Genomic DNA, 23,251 nt, shown 5'->3' with positions numbered 1-23,251 from the left:
TCGCCGGCTTTGGTCGTGGTGCTCGCGCTCACCGTGATGAGGATGCCCGGCCATTGTGGAAACTTGAAGCTCATCCCCGAGTCTTCGTATTGCTCGGTCGTGCCGTCGTCGTCGATGAATCCATCCTTGAGACAAAACCCCGGCTGCGAAGGTATATCGTCGGCATCACGCGCGTGGAGATTCGGCAGCACGCTCGTTTTCATTGTGGACAAGACTTCGTCATATTTATCCGACATCGTGCCCACTTGAGTCATTTCGAACGCACGTCCGCCATCCCATCGATGGGCCTCAAACCCGACCGACAGGCCAGTCAGCAATTGATTTTCCAGTTCGAAAATCCAGATTGACTCACTTATCCGCCCACCTCCCTTCAGCGAATATCCATCCTTTTGCTTTCCCGATCTGATCACCGCCTCACGCTTCCCGACGTATTCATCGAATTCCACTCTAGACAACGAAGACGATTTTATATATCCATACTTATACCTCGAAGCGTAGCCGTTCACCTGAGCGCCAACCGGGATATCCGCCAAATAGCGTCCGAAACAATAGGTTTTTGTTTCACTCATCACTGGCTCTCCCGCATGACATACCGACAATAAAAAGCAGGTGCAAAGCATCTGAACAATCGATCGAATGAACACATCAATCCTCGCTTGATGAAGGCTTACCCACAACCGGAGCCAATTGCACGATCTTAGCGATGCAATAAATTACATTGCTGAGTACATTTTTATTTCTGTAACTACCCGAGTGATCGAATCCGATCATGCCGAATACTTTGGGTGTCGGTGTGGCATCTGCAATCAATGCCCCGGATTCGAGAGCGACAGTCCCGTCCCCCGCGTGGACTGCGCCATGCGTAGCCAGGCTTTCGTTATTTTCCAATTTCATGCTTACTTTCTGCTCACCAAAGGCGAGCACTGCACGACCGAGCCGCGTGAACGACTGCGTCTGCGCATCGCTCAATCCTGATTCCGCTTCAGCCCCCACTTCATCCGAAGTCGTCCACACCACACGACCAAACGACACCTGTCCCGGATCGCTGCCATAGTGCGCGAATGTGACGGGATGACAATCAAGCTTGATTCGATCATGAAAGAGCCGCGCCTTTTTAAGGGCGGCTCCGTACATCGCGGAAGGATTTGTATTGTTTTTTTGGGCAAGATTCGCAGGGTCAATCAACGTCTCATCGATCATTCCCCACCACACATCCTGCACTCGCTTCGCATAGATCTCCGCATACGGATCGGAGATCGGCATCGGCGGCATCAGCTCCCGTGTTTTCCCGTTCCTCCGCTGCTCGAAGCGAAGCCAGCCGGGAGGATGGTGTTTCGTCGGCAGTAGTTCCAGCGGGCCCGGGGAATTCGCCATCACGCATGTGACATCGGCGGCGCTCCACCCCGTCACGACGGCTGCTGCCGCCCCGCCGATATCGGACCAACCGTTCACTTCCGTCCCCGAGCGCAGGCGCCGATAAACCACGGGAGCGCCGCCGACGGGCTGCACCCCGTGTACGACGCCCAGAATGCTGTCGGGCGCCTTCTGCGCCGCGCGCCGAGCGACCATTCCGCCCATCGAATGCGTAACGACGATGACCTTGTCGATCGAAATCCAGTAGCTATCCTTCTTATACCAATCGATCGCCTCTTGAATACGGGCGATCAGCCGGTCGGACGACAGCTCGCTGCTTTCGAGCCAGTTATAGCCGCATGCCCATACCGGATAAAAATAGTCGTCCAGCCGATTGAACTCCTGCTCGCTCAAGGGCGGCACATCGGTGTTCACCGGCCGCCAATCCTGGTCCACCACATCGACCATCTCGTCCGATGCAGAGCCGCGCCTGCGTTTCAGCGTCCGCGCAATCTCCCAAACAGGTAACGGCTTGCAATCCTTCGTTCCTGCATCGGCGTATTGTTCGTTCAGCGCCATTTCCAGTTCGGCCAGGACCGTGCCGTAACTGCCGAGATGAATCTCCCCCCATCCGCGACGTTCCGCTTCGCTTTTCGTCAGCGTGTAGAGGTTCCGAGGCACATGAATGTCGCCGCTCCGGTCCACCTCGACCTCTTCCGGCGTCATCTGGATCTGCCGGTCCTTCGGACTTTGCCTGATCCTGCGTCCCACTTCGATCAAGCCATCGATGATTCCATTGGGCGGTCTCCACGCTGGTATCCCAGGCCTCTTGGCCATCTCGTTGGCCTTCAGATTGCTCCCCATGATGCCCGGCACGAAGATGACCGGAATCACATGACGCGGCGGCATCACGCACAACGCCCGCATCCTGAAGCTCTCGGGACTCGCCACGCTCCCGAAATACGGATGCCCGTTCTCGTCGAACTGCAGCGGGACCCGGCGGCGGGCCTTTTCATGCACCGGCCGGGTTGCACAGGTATCAGCGGAGGAAGTCGTCATAGGGTCGGCCATCAGGGTTTCGGAATGAAGGTAAGCGGGCGAATCTGCGCGTCCTGCACGACGTTCCGATTGGTTCCGTCCGTTGCCAGCGCGCCCGCATCGCGCGTGTCCCGGGTCTCGTCGATCACCTCGTGCCGGAATGGCGGATAGGCGTTCCCATTGCGCGAGGCCACGGCGAATTGCTCGTCCGTTCGCATCGTCGACGCCGGCATATGCGGCAGATCGGGAGTGCCGCCCCCTCCACGCACATGGCTGAATCCCGACGATTGGATCGTGTGCGCGCCGCTCGATGAAGTCAGCACCTCACCGTCGGCAAACGACTGCGTGACGCCGTTCGAGCGGAACACGATGCTCGGCGCCTCGATCACCAGCTCCTTCAGCGAATAGAGATGCATGCGTTCGGATGCGCCGATTTCCGCGCGGCCCTGCTGTGCCTGCACGACGACATCCCCGGTGCCCGCGATGAGCTTCATGCCCGCCTTCGCGAATGCCGACAGCCCTTGCGCCGCGCGCATGAGTATCCGGCGGCCCGTACTGACGTTGACGTCCTGAACCGCGACCACGTCGACGTGGGTTCCAGCCGACGCCATGACACCCTGCGGGCTCGACAGCGCGATGCCGTCCGGCGCGGACAGCGCGATGGCCGCGCCGTCCTGGCTGCCGCCGTCCCATTGCTTGATCCGCTCGACGAGCTTTTCCTGCGGCGCGGTATCCGTGCCGTCCGCTTCATGCACGGACGACAGGTCGGCAAGCTGCTTCGCGATCGCGAGCGCCGCTTCGAGCTGCCCGATCAGTTCCTGTCGATCCAGCACCGCGCCCTTCGCATTCGGCCGGGCATCGGTGGAAATCAGCAATTGCGATGCGCGAATGGCCCCCGGCAAATCGGATCGCAGCTCGAACCCCTCGCCGCGCCGTTCGGACAGGCCGTCCTCGCGTGGATGGCCGATCCACCCTTGATTCAATTGCGTCTTGCCGTGCTCGGACGAGAGCTTCGTCTTGATCTCGCGCGACGTATCGTCGAACAGCAACTCGCCATAGCCCGTCCCTCCCACCTCCTTCGAACGAATGCCGTACAACGCGGCGTTGGCGGGCAAGCTGCCCGCGCCGGAAAATTGCGCGGGCGCATGATGCGCATCGTGCATCGTCGCAATCGCGATGGGTTTGTCGGGATCGTTCTGCTGAAATACGACCAGCACCTCGCTTCCGACCCGCGGCCACAGCGCCGTACCTGCCCGGTTGTCCGCCCACGGCAGCGCGTAGCGGATGCGCGCGGAATCGCGCGGCGTTCCGCTCGCGCCCGCGCGCGGATGCTCGTCGCTTCGCGCGAAGGGAAACCGGACCGCGATGCGGCCGTCCGCGTCCACGTCGATCTCCAGCCCCTGTCCGCCGACGACGCGCGCGCTCATCGGGCCGACGGACGGCACGGCGGACGGATCGAAAGCCGGGACGATCGGGATATCCGCGCGAACGCACTCGAAGCGGTTCAGATAGTCGGCGCTGTCGGCATCGAGCGCCAATGGCCCCTTGCCCGGCGAAGCGGTCAACAGATGATTGCGCACGCGCGTTTCGACGCGGGTGAGTACGAGGCGCCGCTGCTCGGCCGGATGCTGATCCATTTCCGCATGGCCGGACAGCGAGAAAACCGTGCCCGCGCCGCCGCTGAACGCGCGCACGACGCCCTCCCCGGTGAAATGCTTGGTCCGCTGCTCGTGCGCCTGCTGACGCCGCCGGTTGATCTGTTCGTAGTGCCGGAGGTCGTCCGCGACGTGCGGCGAGTCATAGCGATAGTCCGTCAGCGTGACGGCGAACGCGTTGCCGTATTTGCCCTGATCCCGGATGCCGGTTTCGCCGACTTCCCGGACACCCGCCACCCGATAGTCAGGTGAAGCGGAAAACACCGCGCCCGGCATGAGATGACGATGGGCCTGAAACGACGTGATCGTATCGTCCCGCTCGGTCGCATCGGCGCGGTGAAAGCGAACCGTCCCGGCCGGGTTGTCGCGCCACGCATGAACGTTATCGACCAGATGCAGCGTATGAACCGGCCATCCGTCCTTGATATCGTGGGTGAAGTACCAGCAGATTCCCTCGAATCGCCAGTGGCGCATCAGGAAGGCCGCATCGCTTTCGCCCGCCTGCATGGTGAAGGCGCGGGCGGGATAGGTCGAGTTCAATCCCGTGGTGTCGAATTCGAACGCGTTGCCGAGTACGCCGTTGCCGTCACGATGCGCGGACAAGATGTCGCGCGTGATGTCGATGATCGACACGGCGCGATAGACGCGCCACGTCGTCCGGTGTTCGAGTATCGTCAAGGCATCCCGGCAGACGAACTCGTTCAGGACGAACCCGCCGTCCGACGCCAGCTGATGCGCGCTCGTGACGATGGCGCTGATGGTTCGACGCGCCCCCGTGAAGTCGCCGACCCGGAACGCAATGGGAACGCCGTTGAAGGCCTTGAGCGGCAAACGCACATCGGTCGACAGCCAGCGCAGCGTGTAATGCAGCGGCTCGCAAATCCCTTCGCTGCCGACCAGCTCATGCGGGAGGATCACGTTGCCCGGCAGGCCCGCGCTCGGGGCCAGCTGCACCTGCAACTGCCGCTGCGATTGACTGAAGATCGACCACAACTGGTCGAAATTCGCGAACATCGAGGACAGCCCTTCCAACGGATTCGAGGAAGACGCGGGTGTGAACGACGGTGTCGGCATGGTCTCATCGGTGAACGGAACGCATGTGTGAGGTGCGCTCCATTTCCGCCCCGGAACGATGGATGGACAAGGCGACCGTCATTCAACGGCCGCCGCTCGGCGTCATATCTCGAATTTATTCATCCGGAATCCTAAAATTCCGATATATTTTCCACGCCTTATCGCCAACCAGCCGGCTCTTGCCGACACCCTCGATCATCGCAAGGGCAAGGTGGCATGAGGAAACGCGATCGCCGTGAAAGCGCATGACCGCGGGATTCTAGCCGAGCGCGGAGGAAAATCCGCGGACCTGAAGCAGTTTTATCGATTTTCCATACTCGTTCTAATATTTGATCGATAGCGCTGCGTGTGAAATGAACCGGCCTCACATTTATCCGAGACGATTGCCGCGAGCCTGCCTGTCGGGACACACTTCGCGCAGCCCGACCCGGCCTCGACATCTCCCTACTCCACCGTCACCGACTTCGCCAGATTCCTCGGCTTATCGATATCCGTGCCGCGCGCCAACGCTGCGTGAAACGCAAGCAGTTGCATCGGCAGCGCATGCAGAATCGGCGACAGCGGCCCGTAGTACTCATCCATCCGGATCACCTCGATGCCCTCGCCGGCGGCGATTCCGCAATCGCTGTCCGCGAACACGAACAGCCGGCCGTTGCGCGCGCTGACCTCGTGCATGTTCGAGCGCAGCTTCTCGAACAGCCGGTCGTTCGGCGCGACCGCCACCACCGGCATCTGGTCGCTGACGAGCGCGAGCGGCCCGTGCTTGAGCTCGCCCGCCGCATACGCCTCCGCGTGGATATACGAGATCTCCTTCATCTTCAGCGCGCCTTCGAGCGCGATCGGGTAATGCATGCCGCGACCGACGAACAGGATGTTCTCGCGGCGCGTCAGCTGCTCGGCCCACGCCATGATGCGCGGCTCCAGCGCGAGCACGCGGCTCATCGCATCGGGCAGATGACGCAGCGCGCGCAGGTGCGCGTGCTCGTCCTCGTCGCTCAATCGCCCCTTGGCCTGCGCGAGCGCCAACGCCAACAGGAACAGCGCCACCAGCTGCGTCGTGAACGCCTTGGTCGACGCGACGCCGATCTCGACGCCCGCACGCGTGATGAAGTTCAGCGCGCAGTCGCGCACGAGCGCGCTCGTCGCCACGTTGCAGATCGCGAGCGTATGCGGCATGCCCAGTTCGCGCGCCTTCTGCAGCGCGCCGAGCACGTCGGCGGTCTCGCCGCTCTGCGACACCGCGACCACCAGCGTGCGCGGATTCGGCACGCCGTCGCGATAGCGGTACTCGCTCGCGATCTCGACATTCACCGGCAGGCGCGCGAGGCTCTCGATCCAGTAGCGCGCGGTCAGCGCCGCGTGATAGCTGCCGCCGCACGCGAGCAGCAGCACCGAATCGATGCCGTCGAACACGCGCCACGCGCCGTCGCCGAACCACTCGGGCATCACCGAGGTCAGTTCCTGCAAAGTGTCGGCGACGGCCCGCGGCTGCTCGAAAATCTCCTTCTGCATGTAGCAGCGGTACAGGCCGAGATCGGCGGCGGCGCTGTGCGCGGCCACCGTGTGCAGTTCGCGTTCGACCCGCCGCCCCGCCGCATCGACGATCCAGTGCCGGTGCAGCTGCACGTCCACCACGTCGCCGTTCTCGAGGTAGGCGATGCGATCGGTGACGTTCGCGAGCGCGATCGCGTCCGACGCCAGGAAGTGCTCGCCGTCGCCCACGCCGACCACGAGCGGCATGCCGTCGCGCGCGCCGACCAGACGGTGCGGCTCGTCGCGGCACAGCACCGCGATCGCATAGCTGCCGCGCAACCGGGCGACCGCGTCGCGCACCGCGTCGAACAGGTCGCCGTTGTACAGGCTGTCGACCAGATGCGCGATCACCTCGCTGTCGGTCTGGCTCGCGAACACATAGCCCTGCGCCTCCAGCTCCGCGCGCAGCGCTTCATGGTTCTCGATGATGCCGTTGTGCGACAGCGCGATGCGCGGCCGCGCGTCGTCGGGCGAGACGTGCGGATGCGCGTTCTCCGTCGCGGGCCGGCCGTGCGTGGCCCAGCGCGTGTGCGCGATGCCCGTGTAGCCCGCGAGCTCGCCGTCCGCGATCGCCTGCCGCAATTGCGCGACCCGGTCGACGCTGCGCGCGCGCACGAGCCGCCCCGCCTGGTGCAGCGCGACCCCGCACGAGTCGTAGCCGCGATACTCGAGCCGCCTCAAGCCATCGACCAGCACCGGCAGGATGTCCCGCTGCGCCACCGCCCCAACAATTCCACACATGCCGTCTTCTCCCCGGAACGCTCTTTCGAGCCCATGGCGGCGATACTAAGATGGCTGAAATGGAATTTAATTTCGAAATTGATACTTTGGTGAAATAATGAGACATGCATCGGTGAATCTGAAATTTTATTTCACCGCGTCCCGCTCCCGGATGGAGACTGCCCGTGCCCGCCGTATCCCTCGACGACCTCGACCTGCGCCTGCTCCGTCTGCTGCAGGCCGACGCTTCGCTGACCAACCTCGAACTGGCCGAGCGCGCGCATGCGTCGCCGCCCACCTGTCTGCGACGCGTACGGCGCCTGCGCGAGCTGGGCGTGATCGTGCGCGAGATCGCGCTGCTCGACGCGGCGGCGTTCGGCCCCACCCTGACCGCGCTGATCGAGATCACGCTCGATCGCCAGACTGCCGAGGATCACGCGGCGTTCGAAACCTACATCTGCGCGGAGGCGGCCGTCACGCAGTGCTATCGCGTGTCGCCGGGGCCCGACTTCGTCGTGATCGCCGAACTGCCCGACATGGACGCCTATGACGCGCTCGCGCGACGCCTGTTCACGCATGCCGCGAACGTGCGCAACGTCCGCACTTTCTTCTCGACCCACCGCGCGAAATTCGAGGCGAACGCACCGGTGCCGGGCGCCGCGCCACAGCGTTGACGGAACGCCGCGTCCGCACGCGGCAGCGGCCGCTCAACCGGTCGTGCAGCCTATGGCACGCTCATCGTAGGCTTCGCGCGCGGCCAGCACCGCGTCGATATGCGTCTCGGCCCACGCGATCAACGGGCCGAGCGCGCGTGCGAGCGTCGCGCCCAGCGGCGTCAGCGCATATTCGACCGACACCGGCACCGTCGCATGCACGGTGCGGCTCAGGAGCCCGTCGCGTTCGAGACGCTTGAGCGTCTGCGACAACACCTTCTGCGACAGCCCCTCGACCTGCCTGAGCAACGCATTGAAGCGCAGCGGACGATGCACGAGCAGCGCGAGGATCAACACGGTCCATTTGTCCGCGATGCGATCGAGCACGAGCCGCGTCGGACATTCCGCGGCGTAGACGTTGCCCGGCTGCGGCGCGTCGAGCAGCGACGGTTTCCCGGCGGTAACCAACTCACTTGGCAGTGCGTTCTTCCCCATCTTCCTCATCCCGACTATAGTTTCCAACCGTTACCACGTATCCCGAAGATACCAGCAGTCGCGGCGACGCCCGCCTTCGGGCTGCCTCGTCCACGCGTTCCGGCGCATCGCTTGGCAACGCCAAGCGTCCGCGCCACCGCCAGCCTTCACCCTCACCTATGGAACTGCCCATGATCCTGCGCTCCCTCGCGACCCTGGTCGCCGCCACCGCCCTGCTCGCGGGCGTCGCCGCGCCTGCCCGCGCGGCCGACGCCGCCGCGCCGCTGCACATCTCGGTCTACAACCCCGGCGAAAAGAGCCTGTTCCCGGTGTCCTCCGAGATCGTGACCGGCAGGACCGGCGCGATCCTCATCGACGCGCAGTTCCAGCGCAACGACGCCGAGGCGCTGGTGAGCCAGATCAAGGCCACCGGCAAGCCGCTGAAGCTCGTCTACATCAGCCACAGCGATCCCGACTACTACTTCGGCCTCGACACGATCCGCGCCGCGTTCCCGAACGTCCGGATCCTCGCGACGCCGCAGACGGTCGCCGCGATCCGCGCGAACAAGGACAGCAAGCTCGCGTACTGGGGGCCGATCCTGAAGGACAACGCGCCGCGCGCGCTCGTCGTGCCCGACGCGCTCGACGGCGACACGCTCACGCTCGACGGCCAGACGCTGCGCATCGTCGGACTCGACGGCCCCGCGCCGGACCGCACGGTGGTGTCGATTCCGTCGGCGCACGCGGTGGTGGGCGGCATCCCGGTGGCCGCGAACATCCACGTCTGGATCGCCGATACGCAGACGCCGGCCTCGCGCGCGAACTGGCTCAAGACGCTCGATCACATCGCGGCGCTGCGGCCGCATCGCGTGGTGCCCGGCCACTACCTGCCGAATCCGAACGGCAGCGCGCCCGACACGCTCGCGTCGGTGCGCTTCACCCGCGACTACCTGAAGGCCTTCGAGGTCGAGGCGGCGCGCGCGCCGGACTCGGCCGCGCTGATCGCGGCGATGAAGAAGCGCTATCCTGGCCTCGCCGACGAGTCGTCGCTCGAACTGAGCGCGAAGGTCATCAAGGGCGAGATGCAGTGGCCGGCCCCGGCCAACGATGCCGCGACGCCGACCGCCGCCGCGGACGCGCCGCCGGCGCACTGATCGCGCGCCGACGCACGCTTGCGACGCCCCGCGGCCCGCGCGGGGCGGATGAACCGAAGGCCGGGACGACCTGATCCGCGTATCCGGTCGTCGCGCGGCCGGCTTCCCCCCCTTGGCGAACCCTCGCCGACCTGATGAGCCGACGATGCGGCGGCTTTGCCGGTGCACTGCCTTGCCGATCGACGCTTCGCCGATGTGACGCCTTGCCGGTGGGACACCTTGCCGGTGGGACACCTTGCCGGTGGGACACCTTGCCGGTGGGACACCTTGCCGGTGCGAAACCTCGCTGGCGTGACACCGCGCCGATGCGACACATCGCCAGCCCTCCAGCGCACCCGCCTCGCATCACCCCGCCGTTCCCCGCCCCTCCACCCAACCCCGCCTCTCGTCATCGCTTGTTCGATGAAACGATATATTATATCTTTTCATCTCCACCACTTGCCGCCGCCTCCGATGATCCGCCGCAACCCGTCCGGCCACCTGCCGCGCATCGCCCAGTCCGCCTACGTCGACCAGACCGCCATCATCTGCGGCAAGGTCATGATCCATGACAACGTGTTCGTCGGCCCGTACGCGGTGATCCGCGCCGACGAGGTCGATGCGTCGGGCAACATGCAGCCGATCGTGATCGGCGCGAACTCGAACATCCAGGACGGCGTCGTGATCCATTCGAAATCGGGCGCGGCCGTCACGATCGGCGAGCACACCTCGATCGCGCACCGCTCGATCATCCACGGCCCCTGCACCGTGGGCGACCGCGTGTTCATCGGCTTCAACAGCGTGCTGTTCAATTGCGTCGTCGGCGACGGCTGCGTCGTGCGGCACAACGCGGTCGTCGACGGCTGCACGCTGCCGGCCGGCTTCTACGTCGCGTCGACCGAGCGCATCGGCCCGCGCACCGATCTCGCGCGCCTGCCGAAAGTCAGCGTGTCGGCCACCGAGTTCTCGGAGGACGTCGCCCGCACCAACATCGATCTGGTGCGCGGCTACAAGGCGCTGCACAACGAGTTCTGAGATGACGAGCCTATTGATCCGGAATGCGCGGCTCGTCAACGAGGGGCGCGAATTCGACGCAGACCTGCGCGTGCGGCACGGCCGCATCGACCAGATCGCCGGCAGCCTCGCGGGCCGCCCCGGCGAGCCCGCGCTCGACGCGCGCGGCGCGTGGCTCGTGCCGGGCATGATCGACGACCAGGTGCATTTCCGCGAACCCGGCGCGCCGCGCAAGGGCACCATCGCGACCGAATCGCGCGCGGCCGTCGCGGGCGGCATCACGAGCTACATGGACATGCCGAACACCGCGCCGCCGACGCTGTCGCTCGACGCGCTCGCCGACAAGGAACAGCGCGCGGCGCGCCACTCGGTGGCGAACTACGGCTTCCATTTCGGCGTGAGCCTCGACAACCTCGACACGATCGCGGCGCTCGATCCGCGCCGCGCGGCCGGCGTGAAGGTCTTCATGGGCGCCAGCACGGGCAACCTGCTGGTCGACGATCCGGCCGTGCTCGAACGCCTGTTCGCAGTGTGCCGGCTGCCGCTCCTCGCGCATTGCGAGGCGACGCCGCGCATCCGCGCGCGCGAGGCGCAATGGACGGCGCGCCACGGCGCCGAGATCCCGCCCGACCAGCATCCGCTGATCCGCGACGAGGCCGCCTGCTTCGAATCGTCGAGCCTCGCGGTGTCGCTCGCCCGGCGCTTCGGCACCCGGCTCCACGTGCTGCACATCACGACCGCGCGCGAGCTCGCGTTGTTCGCGCCGGGCCCCATCGCGGGCAAGCAGATCACGGCGGAGGCGTGCGTGCACCACCTGCTGTTCGACGACGGCGACTATGCGCGTCTCGGCCACCTGATCAAGTGCAATCCGGCCATCAAGCGCCGCGCCGACCGCGACGCGCTGCGCGCGGCGCTCGTCAGCGGCCGGATCGACGTGATCGGCACCGATCACGCGCCGCACACGCGCGCCGAGAAGGCCCGCCCCTACCTCGACGCGCCGTCGGGCCTGCCGCTCGTCGAGCACGCGCTGCCGGCGCTGTTCGAACTCGTCGCCGACGGCTGCGTGCCGCTCGCGACGCTGGTCGACAAGACCAGCCACGCGGTCGCCGCGCGCTTCTCGATCGAGCAGCGCGGCTATCTGCGTGAAGGCTATTGGGCGGATCTCGCGCTGATCGAGCGGCTCGCGCAACCGCGCGCGGTGCGCGATGCGCCGGTGCTCGCGCGCTGCGGCTGGACGCCGTTCGTCGATCACGCGTTTCGCCACGCGGTGCGCGCGACGCTCGTGTCGGGCCAGATCGCGTGGCTCGATGGTCAGTTGTACGACGATTGTCAGGGTCTGCCGCTGCGCTTCGCGCGCTGACGCCTCGGGATCCGCGCGGCTCGGACGCATGGCGCGTGCGCCCGGCGTCCGCTCAGGCGATCTCGCGCCCCGCCGCCGCGACGCCCAGCGCCGCCTCCACGAACGCGACGAACGCGCGCGCCTTGACGTTCGCGCCGCGGCCGCCTGGAAACACCGCCCACAATTCGACGGGCGGCAGGGTCCAGTCGGCCAGCGCCACCGTCACGCAGCGGCGGCGCAACTCGTCCGCGAACAGCCATTCCGACGCGATCGCGAGCCCGAGATCGGCCAGCACCGCCGCGCGCACGCCCTCGGCCACCTGCACGCGCAGCCGCGCCGAGGTCTCGACCGTCACCTCGGTGTGCTCGCGCCGGAATTTCCACGCAGTCGGGCCGCGCGGGTCATGCACGATCACCTGGTGCCCGAGCAGATCCTCCGGCTCGCACGGCAGGCCGGCGCGCGCGAAATAGGCGGGCGTGCCGAACACGCGGCGCGGGCTCGCACCGAGCTTGCGCGCCTGCGCGCCGAGGTCGACGGGCCCGGCGCCGGTGCGCAGCGCCACGTCGATGCCGTCGGCGTCCGGATCGACCGGCCGGTCGTCGAGCACGAGTTCGACCGCGAGGTCCGGATGCTCGTCGAGAAACGCCTGCATGCGCGGCACGATATGCAGCCGCGCGAAGGTCACGGCGGCGCTCACGCGCAGCACGCCGGCCAGCCCGCTGTCCGCGCCGCGCGCCGCGCATTCGGCCTCCTCGGCCGCGTCGAGCGCGCGTTTCGCGCGCGCATAGAACTGCTGCCCCGCCTCGGTCGGCGTCAGGCCCCGCGTCGAACGCGCGAGCAGCCTCACGCCGAGCCGCGACTCAAGCTGCGCGACCGACTTCGACACGGCCGGCTGACCGACCTTCAGGCGCCGCGCGGCGCCCGAGAACGAGCCGGTGTCGATCACGCTGATGAACGTTTCCATTGCGGTCAGGCGGTCCATGGAATCATTCCTCCGTGGCATGAAGGATAGCAATCGCAGCAGAAAAGTCAGGGAGTCGACATGGGGTCCGACGACTCCGAATTCCATTGTTCTGGAATTTTTTTCCATTAAACTGGAGACATGGACATCAATCACCTGATCGCCCGGCGGGTGCGCGAACTGCGCGACCGCGCCGGCTATTCGCTCGATGCGCTCGCCGAACGCAGCAAGGTGAGCCGCTCGACCATCTCCCTGATCGAACGCGCGCAGAGCAGCCCGACCGCGGTCGTGCTCGAACGGCTCGCGACCGCGCTCGGCGCGCCGCTCGCGTCGCTGTTCGAGGCGGGCGCCGATACCGCGCCCGCCTCGCCGCTCGCGCGCGCGGCCGACCAGGTGCTGTGGCGCGACCCGGCCTCCGGCTACGTGCGCCGCCACCTGTCGCCGGCGGTCGCCTCGCCGCTGCAGCTCGTCGAGGTGCGCTTTCCGGCGGGCGAGCGGGTCGCCTACGACACCGGCGTGCGCGAGGCCGAGATCCACCAGCAGATCTGGATGCTCGAAGGCGAGATGGAGATCACGAGCGGCGACGTGCGTTGGCGGCTCGCGCCGGGCGACTGCCTCGCGATGCAGCTCGACCGCCCGACCCTGTTCCACAACCCGACCCGCAAGGCCGCGCGCTATCTCGTCGCGCTGAGCCCGCGGTCCGGGCCCGCCGCCGCGCGGAGCGCATCGTGAGCGCCGCCGTCACGGTGCGGCGGCTCGACGGCGACGCCGCCGCCGCGAGCGTCGATGCGCTCGCCGACGTGCTGATCGACTGCGTCGCCGGCGGCGCGTCGGTGAGCTTCATGTGGCCGCTCGCGCGCGACCGGGCGCAGGCGTTCTGGCGCGGCGTCGCGGCGGGCGTCGCGCGCGGCGAGCGGCTGCTGTTCGTCGCGGAAGACGCCGCCGCGCGCCTCGTCGGCACCGTGCAGCTCATCGTCGACCTGCCGGAGAACCAGCCGCATCGCGCCGACGTCGCGAAGCTGCTGGTGCACCGCGACGCGCGCCGCCACGGCGTCGCGCCGCGCCTGCTCGACGCGCTCGAGGCGGCCGCCCGCGCGGCCGGCCGCACGGTGCTGGTGCTCGACACCGTGACGGGCGGCGACGCCGAGCGCGTCTATGCGCGCGCCGGCTGGCAGCGCGTCGGCGTGGTGCCCGACTATGCGCTGCTGCCCGACGGCGCGCCCTGCGCGACGACCTTCTTCACGAAGCGGCTGGACGCGGCCTGACGCACCGTTCGAGCCGTGCATCAATAGACAGCGAAACGTAATACAGATGTAATGACGGCCTGCGAGGATCCCATCCCGCCCGCGTGGCGCCCCTGCGCGCACGCATCGCCCTCATCGACTCATGTACCCAGGATCGTCATGTCCAAGCGTCCGTTTGCCGTGCTCCCCCTCGTCCTCGCCTGCGCCGCCGCGCTGGTGTCCGTCACCGCCTGCGGCGGCGAGGACCCGCCCGACGTCCCCCGCCCGCTCGTCGCGAAGGCGCAGGTGGTCGGCCATCGCGGCGCGAGCGCGCTGCGCCCCGAGCACACGCTCGCGTCGTACCGCAAGGCGATCGAGGACGGCGCCGACGTGATCGAGCCCGACCTCGTGTCGACGTCCGACGGCGTGCTGGTCGCGCGCCACGAGAACGAGATCTCGGGCACCACCAACGTCGCGACGCTGCCGCAGTTCGCGAACCGCAAGAAGACCAAGACCATCGACGGCGCGCAGCTGACCGGCTGGTTCACCGAGGACTTCACGCTGGCCGAGCTGAAGACGCTGCGCGCGCGCGAGCGGATTCCGCAATTCCGTCCCGCCAACACCGCCTACAACGACCAGTTCGAGATTCCGACCTTCGACGAGATCGTCGCGCTCGCGAAGGACATGTCGGGCCGGGTCGGCCGCACGATCCACCTGTATCCGGAAACCAAGCACCCGACCTACTTCCAGTCGATCGGCCTGCCGCTCGAGGGCCGCCTCATCGACGCGCTGCGCAAGGACCCCTACACGGCCCGCCAGGCGACCGTCTACATCCAGTCGTTCGAGGTCGCGAACCTGAAGGCGATCCGCGCGCGCGTGGGCGGGAGCCAGCCGAACTGGAAGCTCGTGCAGCTGATGGACGAGGCGCAGCAGCGGCCCTACGACTTCGTCGTCGCGGGCGACAAGCGCACCTACGGCGACCTGTCGACCGAGAGCGGCATGCGCGAGATCTCGACCTATGCGAATGCGGTCGGCCCGTACAAGACCTCGATCATCGCGGTCGGCGCGGACGGCGCGCTGCAAAAACCGACGAACTACGTGCGCGACGCGCATCGGGCCGGGCTGCTCGTGCATCCGTACACGTTCCGGCCGGAGAACAATTTCCTGCCGAAGTCGCTCAAGAGCGCGGGCACGCCCGACACGCGCAACCCGGCCGGCTCGGTGCAGGAAATCCAGGCCTATCTCAACGCGGGCATCGACGGCTTCTTCACCGACGATCCGGCCGTCGGCCGCCAGGCGGTCGACACGCTCAAGCGCTGAGCGCACCAACGCACCGAACGCGCTGCGATCGCAGCGCGGCCGCGCGGTCGCCCCGCGCGGCTACTGACAAAAAACGGCAGCAAGCCTCCCTGCCGTTTGCCTACCATTCACTATCCCAATAATAATCCGCGAGGCAATTTCCCCCATGACACATGGCCTGCATGGCGAACGGCGCTGGTACGCGCTGTTCGTGCTCTGCCTGGGCGTGCTGATGATCGTGCTCGACTCGACCATCGTCAACGTCGCGCTCCCGTCGATCAGCGCCGATCTCCATTTCTCCGAAACCGCGCTCGTCTGGGTCGTCAACGCGTACATGCTGACCTTCGGCGGCTGCCTGCTGCTCGGCGGCCGCCTCGGCGACCTGTACGGCCAGCGCCGCATGTTCCTGCTCGGCCTGTCGCTGTTTACGCTCGCGTCACTCGCCTGCGGGCTCGCGCAGACCCAGCTGATGCTGATCGCCGCGCGCGCGGTGCAGGGCTTCGGCGGTGCGATCGTGTCGGCCGTGTCGCTGTCGCTGATCATGAACGTGTTCACCGAGCCCGGCGAACGCGCCAGGGCAATGGGCGTCTACGGCTTCGTGTGCGCGGGCGGCGGCAGCATCGGCGTGCTGCTCGGCGGCCTGCTCACGAGTTCGCTGAGCTGGCACTGGATCTTTCTCGTCAACCTGCCGATCGGCGTCGCGGTCTACGCGCTGTGCGTCGCGCTGCTGCCCAGCGGCGACGGCGTCGCGGCCGGCGCGCGCCTCGACGTCGCGGGCGCGCTCACCGTCACCGCCTCGCTGATGCTCGCCGTGTACGGCATCGTCAACGGCAACGGTGCGGGCTGGCTGTCGGCGCAGACGCTGTCGCTGCTCGCGGGCGCAGCCGTCCTGTTCGCCGCGTTCATCGCGATCGAGGCGCGCGTCGCGCATCCGCTGATGCCGCTGTCGCTGTTCGCCAAGCGCAACATCGCGCTCGCGAACCTCGTCGGCGTGCTGTGGGCCGCGGCCATGTTCGCGTGGTTCTTCCTGTCCGCGCTCTACATGCAGCGCGTGCTCGGCTATGGGCCGCTGCAGGTCGGGCTCGCGTTCCTGCCCGCGAACCTGATCATGGCCGCGTTCTCGCTCGGGCTGTCCGCGAAGATCGTGATGCGCTTCGGGATCCGCGGGCCGATCGCGGTCGGCCTGCTGCTCGCCGCGGCCGGCCTCGCGCTGTTCTCGATCTCGCCCGCCGACGGCGACTTCGCGCTGCACGTGCTGCCCGGCATGGCGCTGCTCGGCATCGGCGCGGGCGTCGCGTTCAATCCGGTGCTGCTCGCCGCGATGAACGACGTCGGGCCCGGCGAATCGGGCCTCGCCTCGGGCATCGTCAACACCGCCTTCATGATGGGCGGCGCGGTCGGGCTCGCGGTGCTCGCGAGCCTCGCCGCCGCGCGCACCGGCGCGCGGCTCGCGGACCACGCGCCGCTCGCCGATGCGCTGAACGGCGGCTATCACGTCGCCTTCGCGGGCGGCGCGCTGTTCGCCGCCGCCGCCGCGCTGATCGGGCTCGCGCTGCGCGTGCGCCCGCAGCCGGCGGACGCGGACGGCCTGTCGCACACGGCGCACTGACGCCCGCCCCGCGCCCCGGCGCGGGGCATTTCGGCGTCGCCTCGCCAGTTTTGCGACAATGGCGGATTCCGTTCCGCCCCGCCCCGGCTCCGATGACCCTCCCCCATATCGACCTGCTGTACTCGCTGTCCGGCCTGTTCGTCGGTTTTCTCGTCGGCCTGACAGGCGTCGGCGGCGGTTCGCTGATGACGCCGATCCTCGTGCTGCTGTTCAACGTCCATCCCGCGACCGCGGTCGGCACCGACCTCCTGTACGCGGCCGCCACCAAGGCCACCGGCACCTTCGTGCACGGCGTCAAGGGCACCATCGACTGGCGCATCACCGGCCGCCTCGCGGCAGGCAGCGTGCCGGCCGCCGCGCTCACGCTCTGGGTGCTGCACGCGTATGGGCTCGAATCGCACGGCACCAACCGGATGATCCAGATCGTGCTCGGCGGCGCGCTGCTGCTGACCTCGATCGCGCTGCTGTTCCGCCCGCAGCTCGCGGCGTTCGCCGCGCGTCGCGCGCGCGCGGGCAGCCCGACCCGCACGCTGGCCGCGACCGTGTTCACGGGCGCCGTGCTCGGCGTGCTGGTGTCGCTGACCTCCGTGGGCGCGGGAGCGATCGGCGTGACGGTGCTGCTGCTGCTCTACCCGACGCTCGCGACCACGCGCATCGTCGGCTCGGACATCGCGCACGCGGTGCCGCTCACGCTCATCGCGGGCCTCGGCCACTGGCTGCTCGGCTCGGTCGACTGGAGCATGCTGCTGTCGCTGCTGGTCGGTTCGCTGCCCGGCATCGTGCTCGGCAGCCTGCTGTCGACGCGCGCGCCGGAAGGTCTGCTGCGCCGCGTGCTGGCCGCGACGCTGGTCGCCGTCGGCGCGAAGCTCGTGCTCGCCTGACGGCGCGGCGGGCATGGCGCCCGCCGCAAAACGTCCGCGCGGGGGGCGTCAAGCCCGCCGCGCGGAGCACGCTGCTTACTGCCCCTGCTGTTTCTGCTGCTTGAGCTGCAATGCCTTCTGCTGCAGCGCGAGCACGCGCTGCAGCCCCGAGCGGTTCGCCAGGATGCCGTCGTAGAACGCGCCCAGATCACCCTTGAGCGCGACCCGCGACGGATCGTTCAGATAGATCATGTGGCCCGACGGATAGAACTTCATCGTCAGGTTCTTCGCCTTCAGCGTCGGGTCGAGCGCCATCTGCTGCAGCGTCAGCTCGGTCTGGTGGAACGGCGTGACCGAATCGAAATACCCGTTCGCCGACAGCACCTTCAGGTCCGGGTTCAGGCTCATCGTCGCCGCCAGGTCGCCCGCGGTGTACAGCGTGTTCGCACCGCCCGCGTTGGCCCCCGTCGGGTCCGTGTGGCTGAAGTTCCAGTTCGTGAACACCAGGTTGTTCAGATCGACGAACGAAGACGTCGAGGTGTACTTGAGATCGGTGTTCAGGTAGCTGTTCCACAGCACCGTGTACGCGCCGCCGACATTGTTGATCGACGGATCGTTGCCGCCCGCGTTCGGCAGGATGAACGGCGCGATGCCGAGGCCCGTGTAGTTCGCGCGACCGTCGTACTGGCCGATCTGGATGCCCGGCACGAGCGTCAGGAAGAACGTGTACGGCGGATTGTTGTCCGACGACGGCACGTTGCCGAGCGCGGCCGGATTGCCGAAGGTCTGGATCAGCGACACCGGATCGGTGCCGATGTACGCGCCCATCTGCTGCGCGGCCGCGAGATTCAGGTTCAGCCGCACGTTGACGAAACCGCCGTCCTGCGGATTCGGCGCCTGCGCGAGCGGCGCGAGCACGGTGTCCGCATACTGGCGCGCCTGCGCCATGTAGGCGTCGAGGTCGGTCGGCGTCGGGCTCAGCGTCGTCTTCTTCCAGTAGAACGCATCGGCCGCGAGCGTCGGGAACGTGCCGACCGCCGACAGCGCATTCGCGTAGTCGAGGATCGACGACTGCAGCGTGATCCCGTTCAGTTCGATGCCGTCCTCATGCAGCACCCACGACACCACCGCGCTGCGCGCCGTGCCGTACGACTCGCCGTACAAGAATTTCGGCGAGTTCCAGCGCGAATACTTGGTCAGGTAGCGCTGGATGAAACGATCGATCGAGAGCGCATCCTGGTCGGTGCCCCAGAAATCCTTGTTCTGCGCCGGGGCGATCGCCGCCGAATAGCCGGTGCCCACCGGATTGATGAAGACCAGGTCGGAGCGGTCGAGCAGGCTGTCCGGATTGTCGAGCAGCTTGTACGGCGCGGGCGGCGTGAAGTTCGGGAACGACGACTGCAGGCGCTTCGGCCCGAACGAGCCGAGCAGCAGGTAGACCGACGACGAACCCGGGCCGCCGTTGTAGAAGAACGTGACCGGGCGCGGCTTGCTCGGATCGGGATTGTCCTGGGTGTACGCGACGTAGAACATCTTCGCGTTCGGCTTCGACGTCACCGGATCGATGGTGGTCAGGTGGCCGGCCGTCGCCGTGTACTGGACGACCTTGCCGCCGATCGTGACCTGGCGGTGCACGACCGACGCGCCTTCGGTCGCGTCGCTGACCGAAGCGGTCGGGCCGGTGCCGTACACATCGTTGTCGACATAGGGCTGGTCGGCCGGGACGGCCGCCGTCGCTTGCGGCGTCGCCGCCGAATTGGCCGCCGAATTGGCCGTCGCGTTCGTGACGGCCGCCGCCGCGGGCGCACCGCCGCCGCCGTCGTCGCCGCCGCAACCGGCGAGCAAGAGCGCGGCCACCGCCGCCGCCGCGACCGGCCGGGTCGCCTTGCCGAGGAATAGCGCGAAACCGTCTTTCAAGGACTTCTGAGTCTTCATTATTGCCTCTCGAACAGAACGATAAATGACGCGACTTGAAATGCTTGATTCCAAGCAGCGCTCCGCACTTGGATCGCGATCGTTATGCGATGTACGACCCGAGTATTTCTCCCGGCGATTCAATATTCACCGGATCACCGATTTCCCCACCTGAATTTCCATTCAATCCGATTGGAATCAATTCCAGCCGCGCGCACCGGCCGGATTCGCGCGATGGCCGCGCCAAGGCCGCCGCGCGGCGTTCCGCGCGGACAAGACCGCCCCCTGCGCAGGCGGCCGCGCCGCGCGCATCATTTTTTTTGAACAAAACACCCCCCGATCTTCAATTCGATACGATTGGTCGAATTGAAAATCAAATATACAAAATGAAAGGGTTTTCAATTAAACAGAAAGGATCGGACTTTCTGCCTTTTTAAAATACGAACAAATACGGGCGCATATTAGGAGCGCCGGGCGGCAACGTAAAGTAAGAATTTGTTACAGCGGAAGCGGGGCGTCCGGCACGTCCGCGACAGGACAGCCGGCCGCCTGTTCGGGCGGCCGGGCAGCGGATCAAGCGGGAATCAGAACGGCACGTCGACGACGCCGCCGCCCGCGCGGATCGCGTTCGCGCCCGGCGACGCCGCGATCGGCGGCAGGTTCGAGGCAGTCAGCGGCGGCGCGGCGCCCGGCGTGCCGCCGCGGGAAATCGTGCGGATCACCTGCGACGGCGGCAGCGCGGCGCCGTTCTTGAGGTGGTTCCACATCAGGTTGAGCGCCTGCAGGTTGTAGTAGTGGAGCGGGATGAAGCGGGTGTCGAAGCCGGCCACCGGCAGGAATGCATCGAAGTGCTGAGCATTGGTCACTTCATAGAACGCCAGCTGGCTCGCCCCGCCCTCGCTCAGGCTGTTCTGCGCGACATAGGCGCGCGAGGCGTGATTGACGGGCACGAGCGCGTCGCTGCGGCCGTGCACGATGATCGCGGGCTTGCGTTGCAGGTTCGCGTTCACGCGCACCGCATCGACGTTCGCGCCGATGCCGAGCTGGTTGGCGGTCCACAGCTGGCGCAGGCACAGCGCCCCCGCGAAGCTCGCGTCGGGCGTCGCGAGCCGGTGATCGACGCCGCCCGCCGCGCCGTTGAAGACGAGATTGATGCCGTTGGTCGGCGGCACGCCGTTGCCGAGCCCGAACAGGTTGCCCATCGGCGACACGGCCGGCGCCGCGACCGCGCCCGTCGCAGCCTGGGTGGTCGCGAAGCTGAAGTTGCACAGGTTGTCGCTGACGCGCGAGCGCGTGTAGGCGTTCGCATAGGTCACGGCGATCGCCGGAATCGCCTGCGAATCCCACATCGGCGCCTGCAGCAGGTCGGAATCGGGCAGGTAGCCGGCCGCGTGCAGCTGGTTGAGCGCGTCGTTCGCCTGGCTCGCCTGATCCTGGCCGGAGACGATCCCCGCCGCCGCGAGCGTCGCGCAGCGCTGCTGGCGCAGGGCCTGGGTCTGCGCCAGCGGCAGCGCGCCGAGATAAGGCGCGCCCGCGGCCGCGCCCGCCGCCGCCGCGCACGGTTGCAGCAGGTTCGCGAGGCTCGCGTAGTCGGCGAGCGGACGGCCGAACGACGGCACCGCGCCGCCGTTCTGCTGCACCGCGACATTCGGCGCGAGCCGCACGTTGATTTGCGGCTCGCCGACCACCACCGCGGTGATATAGCCCTGCGTGTCCTGTTCGGCCGCCGCGAGCGACGCGCCGCCGCCGTTGCTGACCGAGGCCGCGATCGTCGTGATGTCGCCGGGCCGGTAGCGGATGCCGTGGCGCCCGCCGCCCACGGTGGGCCCGAATTGCTGGTTCAGCACCCAGTACGCGAACTGCACCGCCTGCAGTGTCACGCGCCCCCAGTCCTGCTCCGGATTCTGCTGCGAATGCGCATGCTTGTACGCGTAGCGGTTCGGGTAACGGGTGTTGAAGCTCGCGAGGTCGGACAGCGATTCGCTCGCGCTGAACTGGCTCTGGCCGCCCGCGCCCGCGACATTGGAAAGCGTGCCGTCGATCAGCGCGACCGTGCCGCTCGCGACCTCCTGCGCGCCGTTGCCGCCGCCCTTGTCGTTGTAGGCCACGGCGCAGCCGCGCTTGAGCGCCCATTCGCCCGCCGCCGAGATCGCGCCGTACACGCCGCGCGAACCCGAGGCCGTCGCGGTCACGATGCACGGATTCGCCGGGTCGAAGCGCGCCGGCACCTGCACGAGCAGCGTGACGTTCTTGCGGCCGCTGCCGTCGTCGGAATAAGTCAGGTATTCGGTGCCGGCGATCTTGCCTTCGCCAAGGGTGTCGTTGCCCGCCAGGTCGACGTTCGGCCCCCAGAAGCGGCCGTAGCCGCCGTTCGGGGTCATGTCGACGAGCGCGCGGTAGTTCGCGTAGATCGCGAGCCGCCGCAGCTCGGCGGCGGTCGGCCGCGCGGGATTGGCGATCGGCGGCGGCGTCGCGCTCGCGAGGCCGGTCTTGCCGAGACCCGCGGTCAGCAGGTCGTCGCTGACGCCGTCGTACGCGGTCGTGCGCACGCTGCCGGAGGCGAAGCCCGGCAGCACGTTGGTCGACGCATCGCCGTCGCCGTTGCATGCGCCGAGCAATGCCGCGCCGCTGATGAGCGCCGCGGCGGCCGCCGCGCGCATCGGTCCGCCCCTGCCGCTCGTCATGGCCGTCCCTCAGTCTGATGTTCGGTTCGCGTCCCGGCGGCAGCCGGGCCCGCCGGGGCCCGAACCCCCGCGCGGCCTGCACGGGGGCACCGGGGGCTCACTGCTGCTGCACGCTCAGCTTGTTGTTCACCGAGGTCACGCCCGACACGCCCTTCGCCGCCTCGACGGCCTTGTCGATCTGGCCCGCATCCGGCACCGTGCCCTCGAGCGACACGACGCCGCCCTTGCTGCGCACCGTGATGTTCGACACGTCGACGCCGTTGACCTTCGAGATCGCCTTGCGCACCGCGTAGCCGAGCTTGCGGTTCGTCTTCTTCGCCGTTTTCGCGGCCGCCTTCGACGCATCCTGTGCGGCGGCCGGGGCCGCCATTGCCGCGTCGCTCGCCTGCGCATAGGCCTGGCCGCTCAGACACGCGGCGACCAGCGCCCCACCCAACGCCTTCCATACGATCGACTTCATACTTTCTCCTTGTGACTTCGAGATGAACCGCGACAGCGAACGGTTGCATGACCCCCAAAAAAACGGACGGCGGCGCGCAGGCTGCCGGCCGGCGCTTTTCACGGCGATGCGAGAGAGGCGAGGCGATGGCCCGGCGCCGCGACGTCGCACCGGCGGAAGCCGGCGACGCGTGCGCCAGGCGGCCGCGCCATGCACGGGACGCGCCCGGTCTGGTCGGGAAGCCGGGTCGCGCCGGCACGGTCTGGATGCGCGGCT

The 23,251-nt window shown here is 67.5% G+C and carries 18 protein-coding genes and 1 pseudogene; 10 read left to right on the top strand and 9 right to left on the bottom strand.

The annotated features are described in order from the left end of the window. The 4 genes from AC1RQF_RS18590 to glmS form a co-directional block, all read right to left on the bottom strand. A partial coding sequence (locus tag AC1RQF_RS18590; protein ID WP_492872663.1) for a T6SS immunity protein Tli4 family protein occupies positions 1–569 on the bottom strand: 569 nt, incomplete at its 3' end. 76 nt (positions 570–645) lie between these two features. Continuing rightward, entirely contained in the window at positions 646–2,412 is a 1,767-nt protein-coding gene (locus AC1RQF_RS18585) for an alpha/beta hydrolase (RefSeq protein WP_492872662.1), read from the bottom strand. Between the two features lie 11 nt (positions 2,413–2,423). Further along, positions 2,424–5,120: a type VI secretion system Vgr family protein gene (locus tag AC1RQF_RS18580; protein ID WP_492872661.1), complete on the bottom strand. Its 2,697-nt coding sequence runs from the start codon at positions 5,118–5,120 to the stop codon at positions 2,424–2,426. A gap of 444 nt (positions 5,121–5,564) precedes the next feature. Continuing rightward, positions 5,565–7,394 (bottom strand): glutamine--fructose-6-phosphate transaminase (isomerizing), encoded by a 1,830-nt coding sequence (gene glmS / locus AC1RQF_RS18575; RefSeq protein WP_274001424.1) that lies wholly within the window; start codon positions 7,392–7,394, stop codon positions 5,565–5,567. A 164-nt stretch (positions 7,395–7,558) separates the two neighbouring features. Between glmS and AC1RQF_RS18570 the strand changes: the two genes are divergently transcribed. Next, a complete protein-coding gene (locus AC1RQF_RS18570; protein ID WP_274001423.1) occupies positions 7,559–8,047 on the top strand; it encodes an Lrp/AsnC family transcriptional regulator in 489 nt (162 codons plus the stop codon). 33 nt (positions 8,048–8,080) lie between these two features. Here the strand turns inward: AC1RQF_RS18570 and AC1RQF_RS18565 are convergent, their stop codons facing one another. Beyond that, the gene (locus AC1RQF_RS18565; protein ID WP_443111554.1) at positions 8,081–8,530 is read right to left on the bottom strand and encodes a winged helix-turn-helix transcriptional regulator; all 450 of its coding nucleotides are present in this window, start codon (positions 8,528–8,530) and stop codon (positions 8,081–8,083) included. 161 nt (positions 8,531–8,691) lie between these two features. On the opposite strand from AC1RQF_RS18565, the pseudogene AC1RQF_RS18560 reads away from it, so the two are divergent. The 3 genes and pseudogenes from AC1RQF_RS18560 to AC1RQF_RS18550 all read left to right on the top strand — a co-directional run. Next, positions 8,692–9,639 (top strand): annotated as a pseudogene (locus AC1RQF_RS18560) (MBL fold metallo-hydrolase); the annotation flags it as partial. 468 nt (positions 9,640–10,107) lie between these two features. Further along, positions 10,108–10,668, top strand: a complete 561-nt coding sequence (locus AC1RQF_RS18555; protein WP_274001420.1) for a gamma carbonic anhydrase family protein — start codon at positions 10,108–10,110, stop codon at positions 10,666–10,668. A 1-nt stretch (position 10,669) separates the two neighbouring features. Further along, positions 10,670–12,007 carry a dihydroorotase gene (locus tag AC1RQF_RS18550; protein ID WP_274001419.1) on the top strand — a complete coding sequence of 446 codons (1,338 nt, stop codon included), beginning with the start codon at positions 10,670–10,672 and terminating at the stop codon, positions 12,005–12,007. A gap of 52 nt (positions 12,008–12,059) precedes the next feature. Here AC1RQF_RS18550 and AC1RQF_RS18545 read toward each other — a convergent pair whose 3' ends face one another. Further along, complete coding sequence (locus AC1RQF_RS18545; RefSeq protein ID WP_274001418.1) at positions 12,060–12,968, bottom strand: LysR family transcriptional regulator; 909 nt, start codon at positions 12,966–12,968, stop codon at positions 12,060–12,062. A gap of 120 nt (positions 12,969–13,088) precedes the next feature. Here AC1RQF_RS18545 and AC1RQF_RS18540 point away from each other — a divergent pair, with 120 nt between their 5' ends. The 5 genes from AC1RQF_RS18540 (at position 13,089) to AC1RQF_RS18520 (ending at position 17,959) form a co-directional block, all read left to right on the top strand. Continuing rightward, on the top strand, positions 13,089–13,679 hold the full coding sequence (locus tag AC1RQF_RS18540; RefSeq protein WP_274001417.1) for a helix-turn-helix domain-containing protein: 591 nt from the start codon (positions 13,089–13,091) through the stop codon (positions 13,677–13,679). Next, entirely contained in the window at positions 13,676–14,212 is a 537-nt protein-coding gene (locus tag AC1RQF_RS18535) for a GNAT family N-acetyltransferase (protein ID WP_274001416.1), read from the top strand. The genes AC1RQF_RS18540 and AC1RQF_RS18535 overlap by 4 nt, the downstream gene beginning before the upstream one ends. Positions 14,213–14,350: 138 nt before the next feature. After that, a complete protein-coding gene (locus tag AC1RQF_RS18530) occupies positions 14,351–15,490 on the top strand; it encodes a glycerophosphodiester phosphodiesterase (protein WP_274001415.1) in 1,140 nt (379 codons plus the stop codon). 145 nt (positions 15,491–15,635) lie between these two features. Further along, positions 15,636–17,078 (top strand): DHA2 family efflux MFS transporter permease subunit, encoded by a 1,443-nt coding sequence (locus tag AC1RQF_RS18525; protein WP_492872660.1) that lies wholly within the window; start codon positions 15,636–15,638, stop codon positions 17,076–17,078. Between the two features lie 92 nt (positions 17,079–17,170). After that, entirely contained in the window at positions 17,171–17,959 is a 789-nt protein-coding gene (locus AC1RQF_RS18520; RefSeq protein ID WP_274001413.1) for a sulfite exporter TauE/SafE family protein, read from the top strand. 75 nt (positions 17,960–18,034) lie between these two features. Here AC1RQF_RS18520 and AC1RQF_RS18515 read toward each other — a convergent pair whose 3' ends face one another. After that, a complete protein-coding gene (locus tag AC1RQF_RS18515) occupies positions 18,035–19,873 on the bottom strand; it encodes a S10 family peptidase (RefSeq protein ID WP_492872659.1) in 1,839 nt (612 codons plus the stop codon). Positions 19,874–19,941: 68 nt separating this feature from the next. Here AC1RQF_RS18515 and AC1RQF_RS18510 point away from each other — a divergent pair, with 68 nt between their 5' ends. Beyond that, entirely contained in the window at positions 19,942–20,289 is a 348-nt protein-coding gene (locus AC1RQF_RS18510) for a hypothetical protein (RefSeq protein ID WP_274001411.1), read from the top strand. 147 nt (positions 20,290–20,436) lie between these two features. On the opposite strand, the gene AC1RQF_RS18505 is transcribed toward AC1RQF_RS18510, so the two are convergent. Together AC1RQF_RS18505 and AC1RQF_RS18500 are read right to left on the bottom strand one after the other, a co-directional pair. After that, complete coding sequence (locus tag AC1RQF_RS18505; protein ID WP_274001410.1) at positions 20,437–22,536, bottom strand: D-(-)-3-hydroxybutyrate oligomer hydrolase; 2,100 nt, start codon at positions 22,534–22,536, stop codon at positions 20,437–20,439. Positions 22,537–22,633: 97 nt separating this feature from the next. Then, a complete protein-coding gene (locus AC1RQF_RS18500) occupies positions 22,634–22,996 on the bottom strand; it encodes a BON domain-containing protein (RefSeq protein ID WP_274001409.1) in 363 nt (120 codons plus the stop codon). Between the last annotated feature and the right edge of the window lie 255 nt (positions 22,997–23,251).

The sequence above is a fragment of the Burkholderia sp. GW821-FHT14F03 genome (genome assembly GCF_058803765.1).
This window is presented reverse-complemented; position numbering and strand designations above follow the sequence as displayed.

Bases quoted from the DNA above. Each gene is read 5' to 3' on its own strand.
- AC1RQF_RS18525 (WP_492872660.1), top strand. From the start codon at position 15,636: ATGACACATGGCCTGCATGGCGAACGGCGCTGGTACGCGCTGTTCGTG.
- glmS (WP_274001424.1), bottom strand. From the start codon at position 7,394: ATGTGTGGAATTGTTGGGGCGGTGGCGCAGCGGGACATCCTGCCGGTG.
- AC1RQF_RS18505 (WP_274001410.1), bottom strand. From the start codon at position 22,536: ATGACGAGCGGCAGGGGCGGACCGATGCGCGCGGCGGCCGCCGCGGCG.
- AC1RQF_RS18565 (WP_443111554.1), bottom strand. From the start codon at position 8,530: ATGAGGAAGATGGGGAAGAACGCACTGCCAAGTGAGTTGGTTACCGCC.
- AC1RQF_RS18520 (WP_274001413.1), top strand. From the start codon at position 17,171: ATGACCCTCCCCCATATCGACCTGCTGTACTCGCTGTCCGGCCTGTTC.
- AC1RQF_RS18530 (WP_274001415.1), top strand. From the start codon at position 14,351: ATGTCCAAGCGTCCGTTTGCCGTGCTCCCCCTCGTCCTCGCCTGCGCC.
- AC1RQF_RS18585 (WP_492872662.1), bottom strand. From the start codon at position 2,412: ATGACGACTTCCTCCGCTGATACCTGTGCAACCCGGCCGGTGCATGAA.
- AC1RQF_RS18500 (WP_274001409.1), bottom strand. From the start codon at position 22,996: ATGAAGTCGATCGTATGGAAGGCGTTGGGTGGGGCGCTGGTCGCCGCG.
- AC1RQF_RS18555 (WP_274001420.1), top strand. From the start codon at position 10,108: ATGATCCGCCGCAACCCGTCCGGCCACCTGCCGCGCATCGCCCAGTCC.
- AC1RQF_RS18540 (WP_274001417.1), top strand. From the start codon at position 13,089: ATGGACATCAATCACCTGATCGCCCGGCGGGTGCGCGAACTGCGCGAC.
- AC1RQF_RS18515 (WP_492872659.1), bottom strand. From the start codon at position 19,873: ATGAAGACTCAGAAGTCCTTGAAAGACGGTTTCGCGCTATTCCTCGGC.
- AC1RQF_RS18545 (WP_274001418.1), bottom strand. From the start codon at position 12,968: ATGGACCGCCTGACCGCAATGGAAACGTTCATCAGCGTGATCGACACC.
- AC1RQF_RS18550 (WP_274001419.1), top strand. From the start codon at position 10,670: ATGACGAGCCTATTGATCCGGAATGCGCGGCTCGTCAACGAGGGGCGC.
- AC1RQF_RS18580 (WP_492872661.1), bottom strand. From the start codon at position 5,120: ATGCCGACACCGTCGTTCACACCCGCGTCTTCCTCGAATCCGTTGGAA.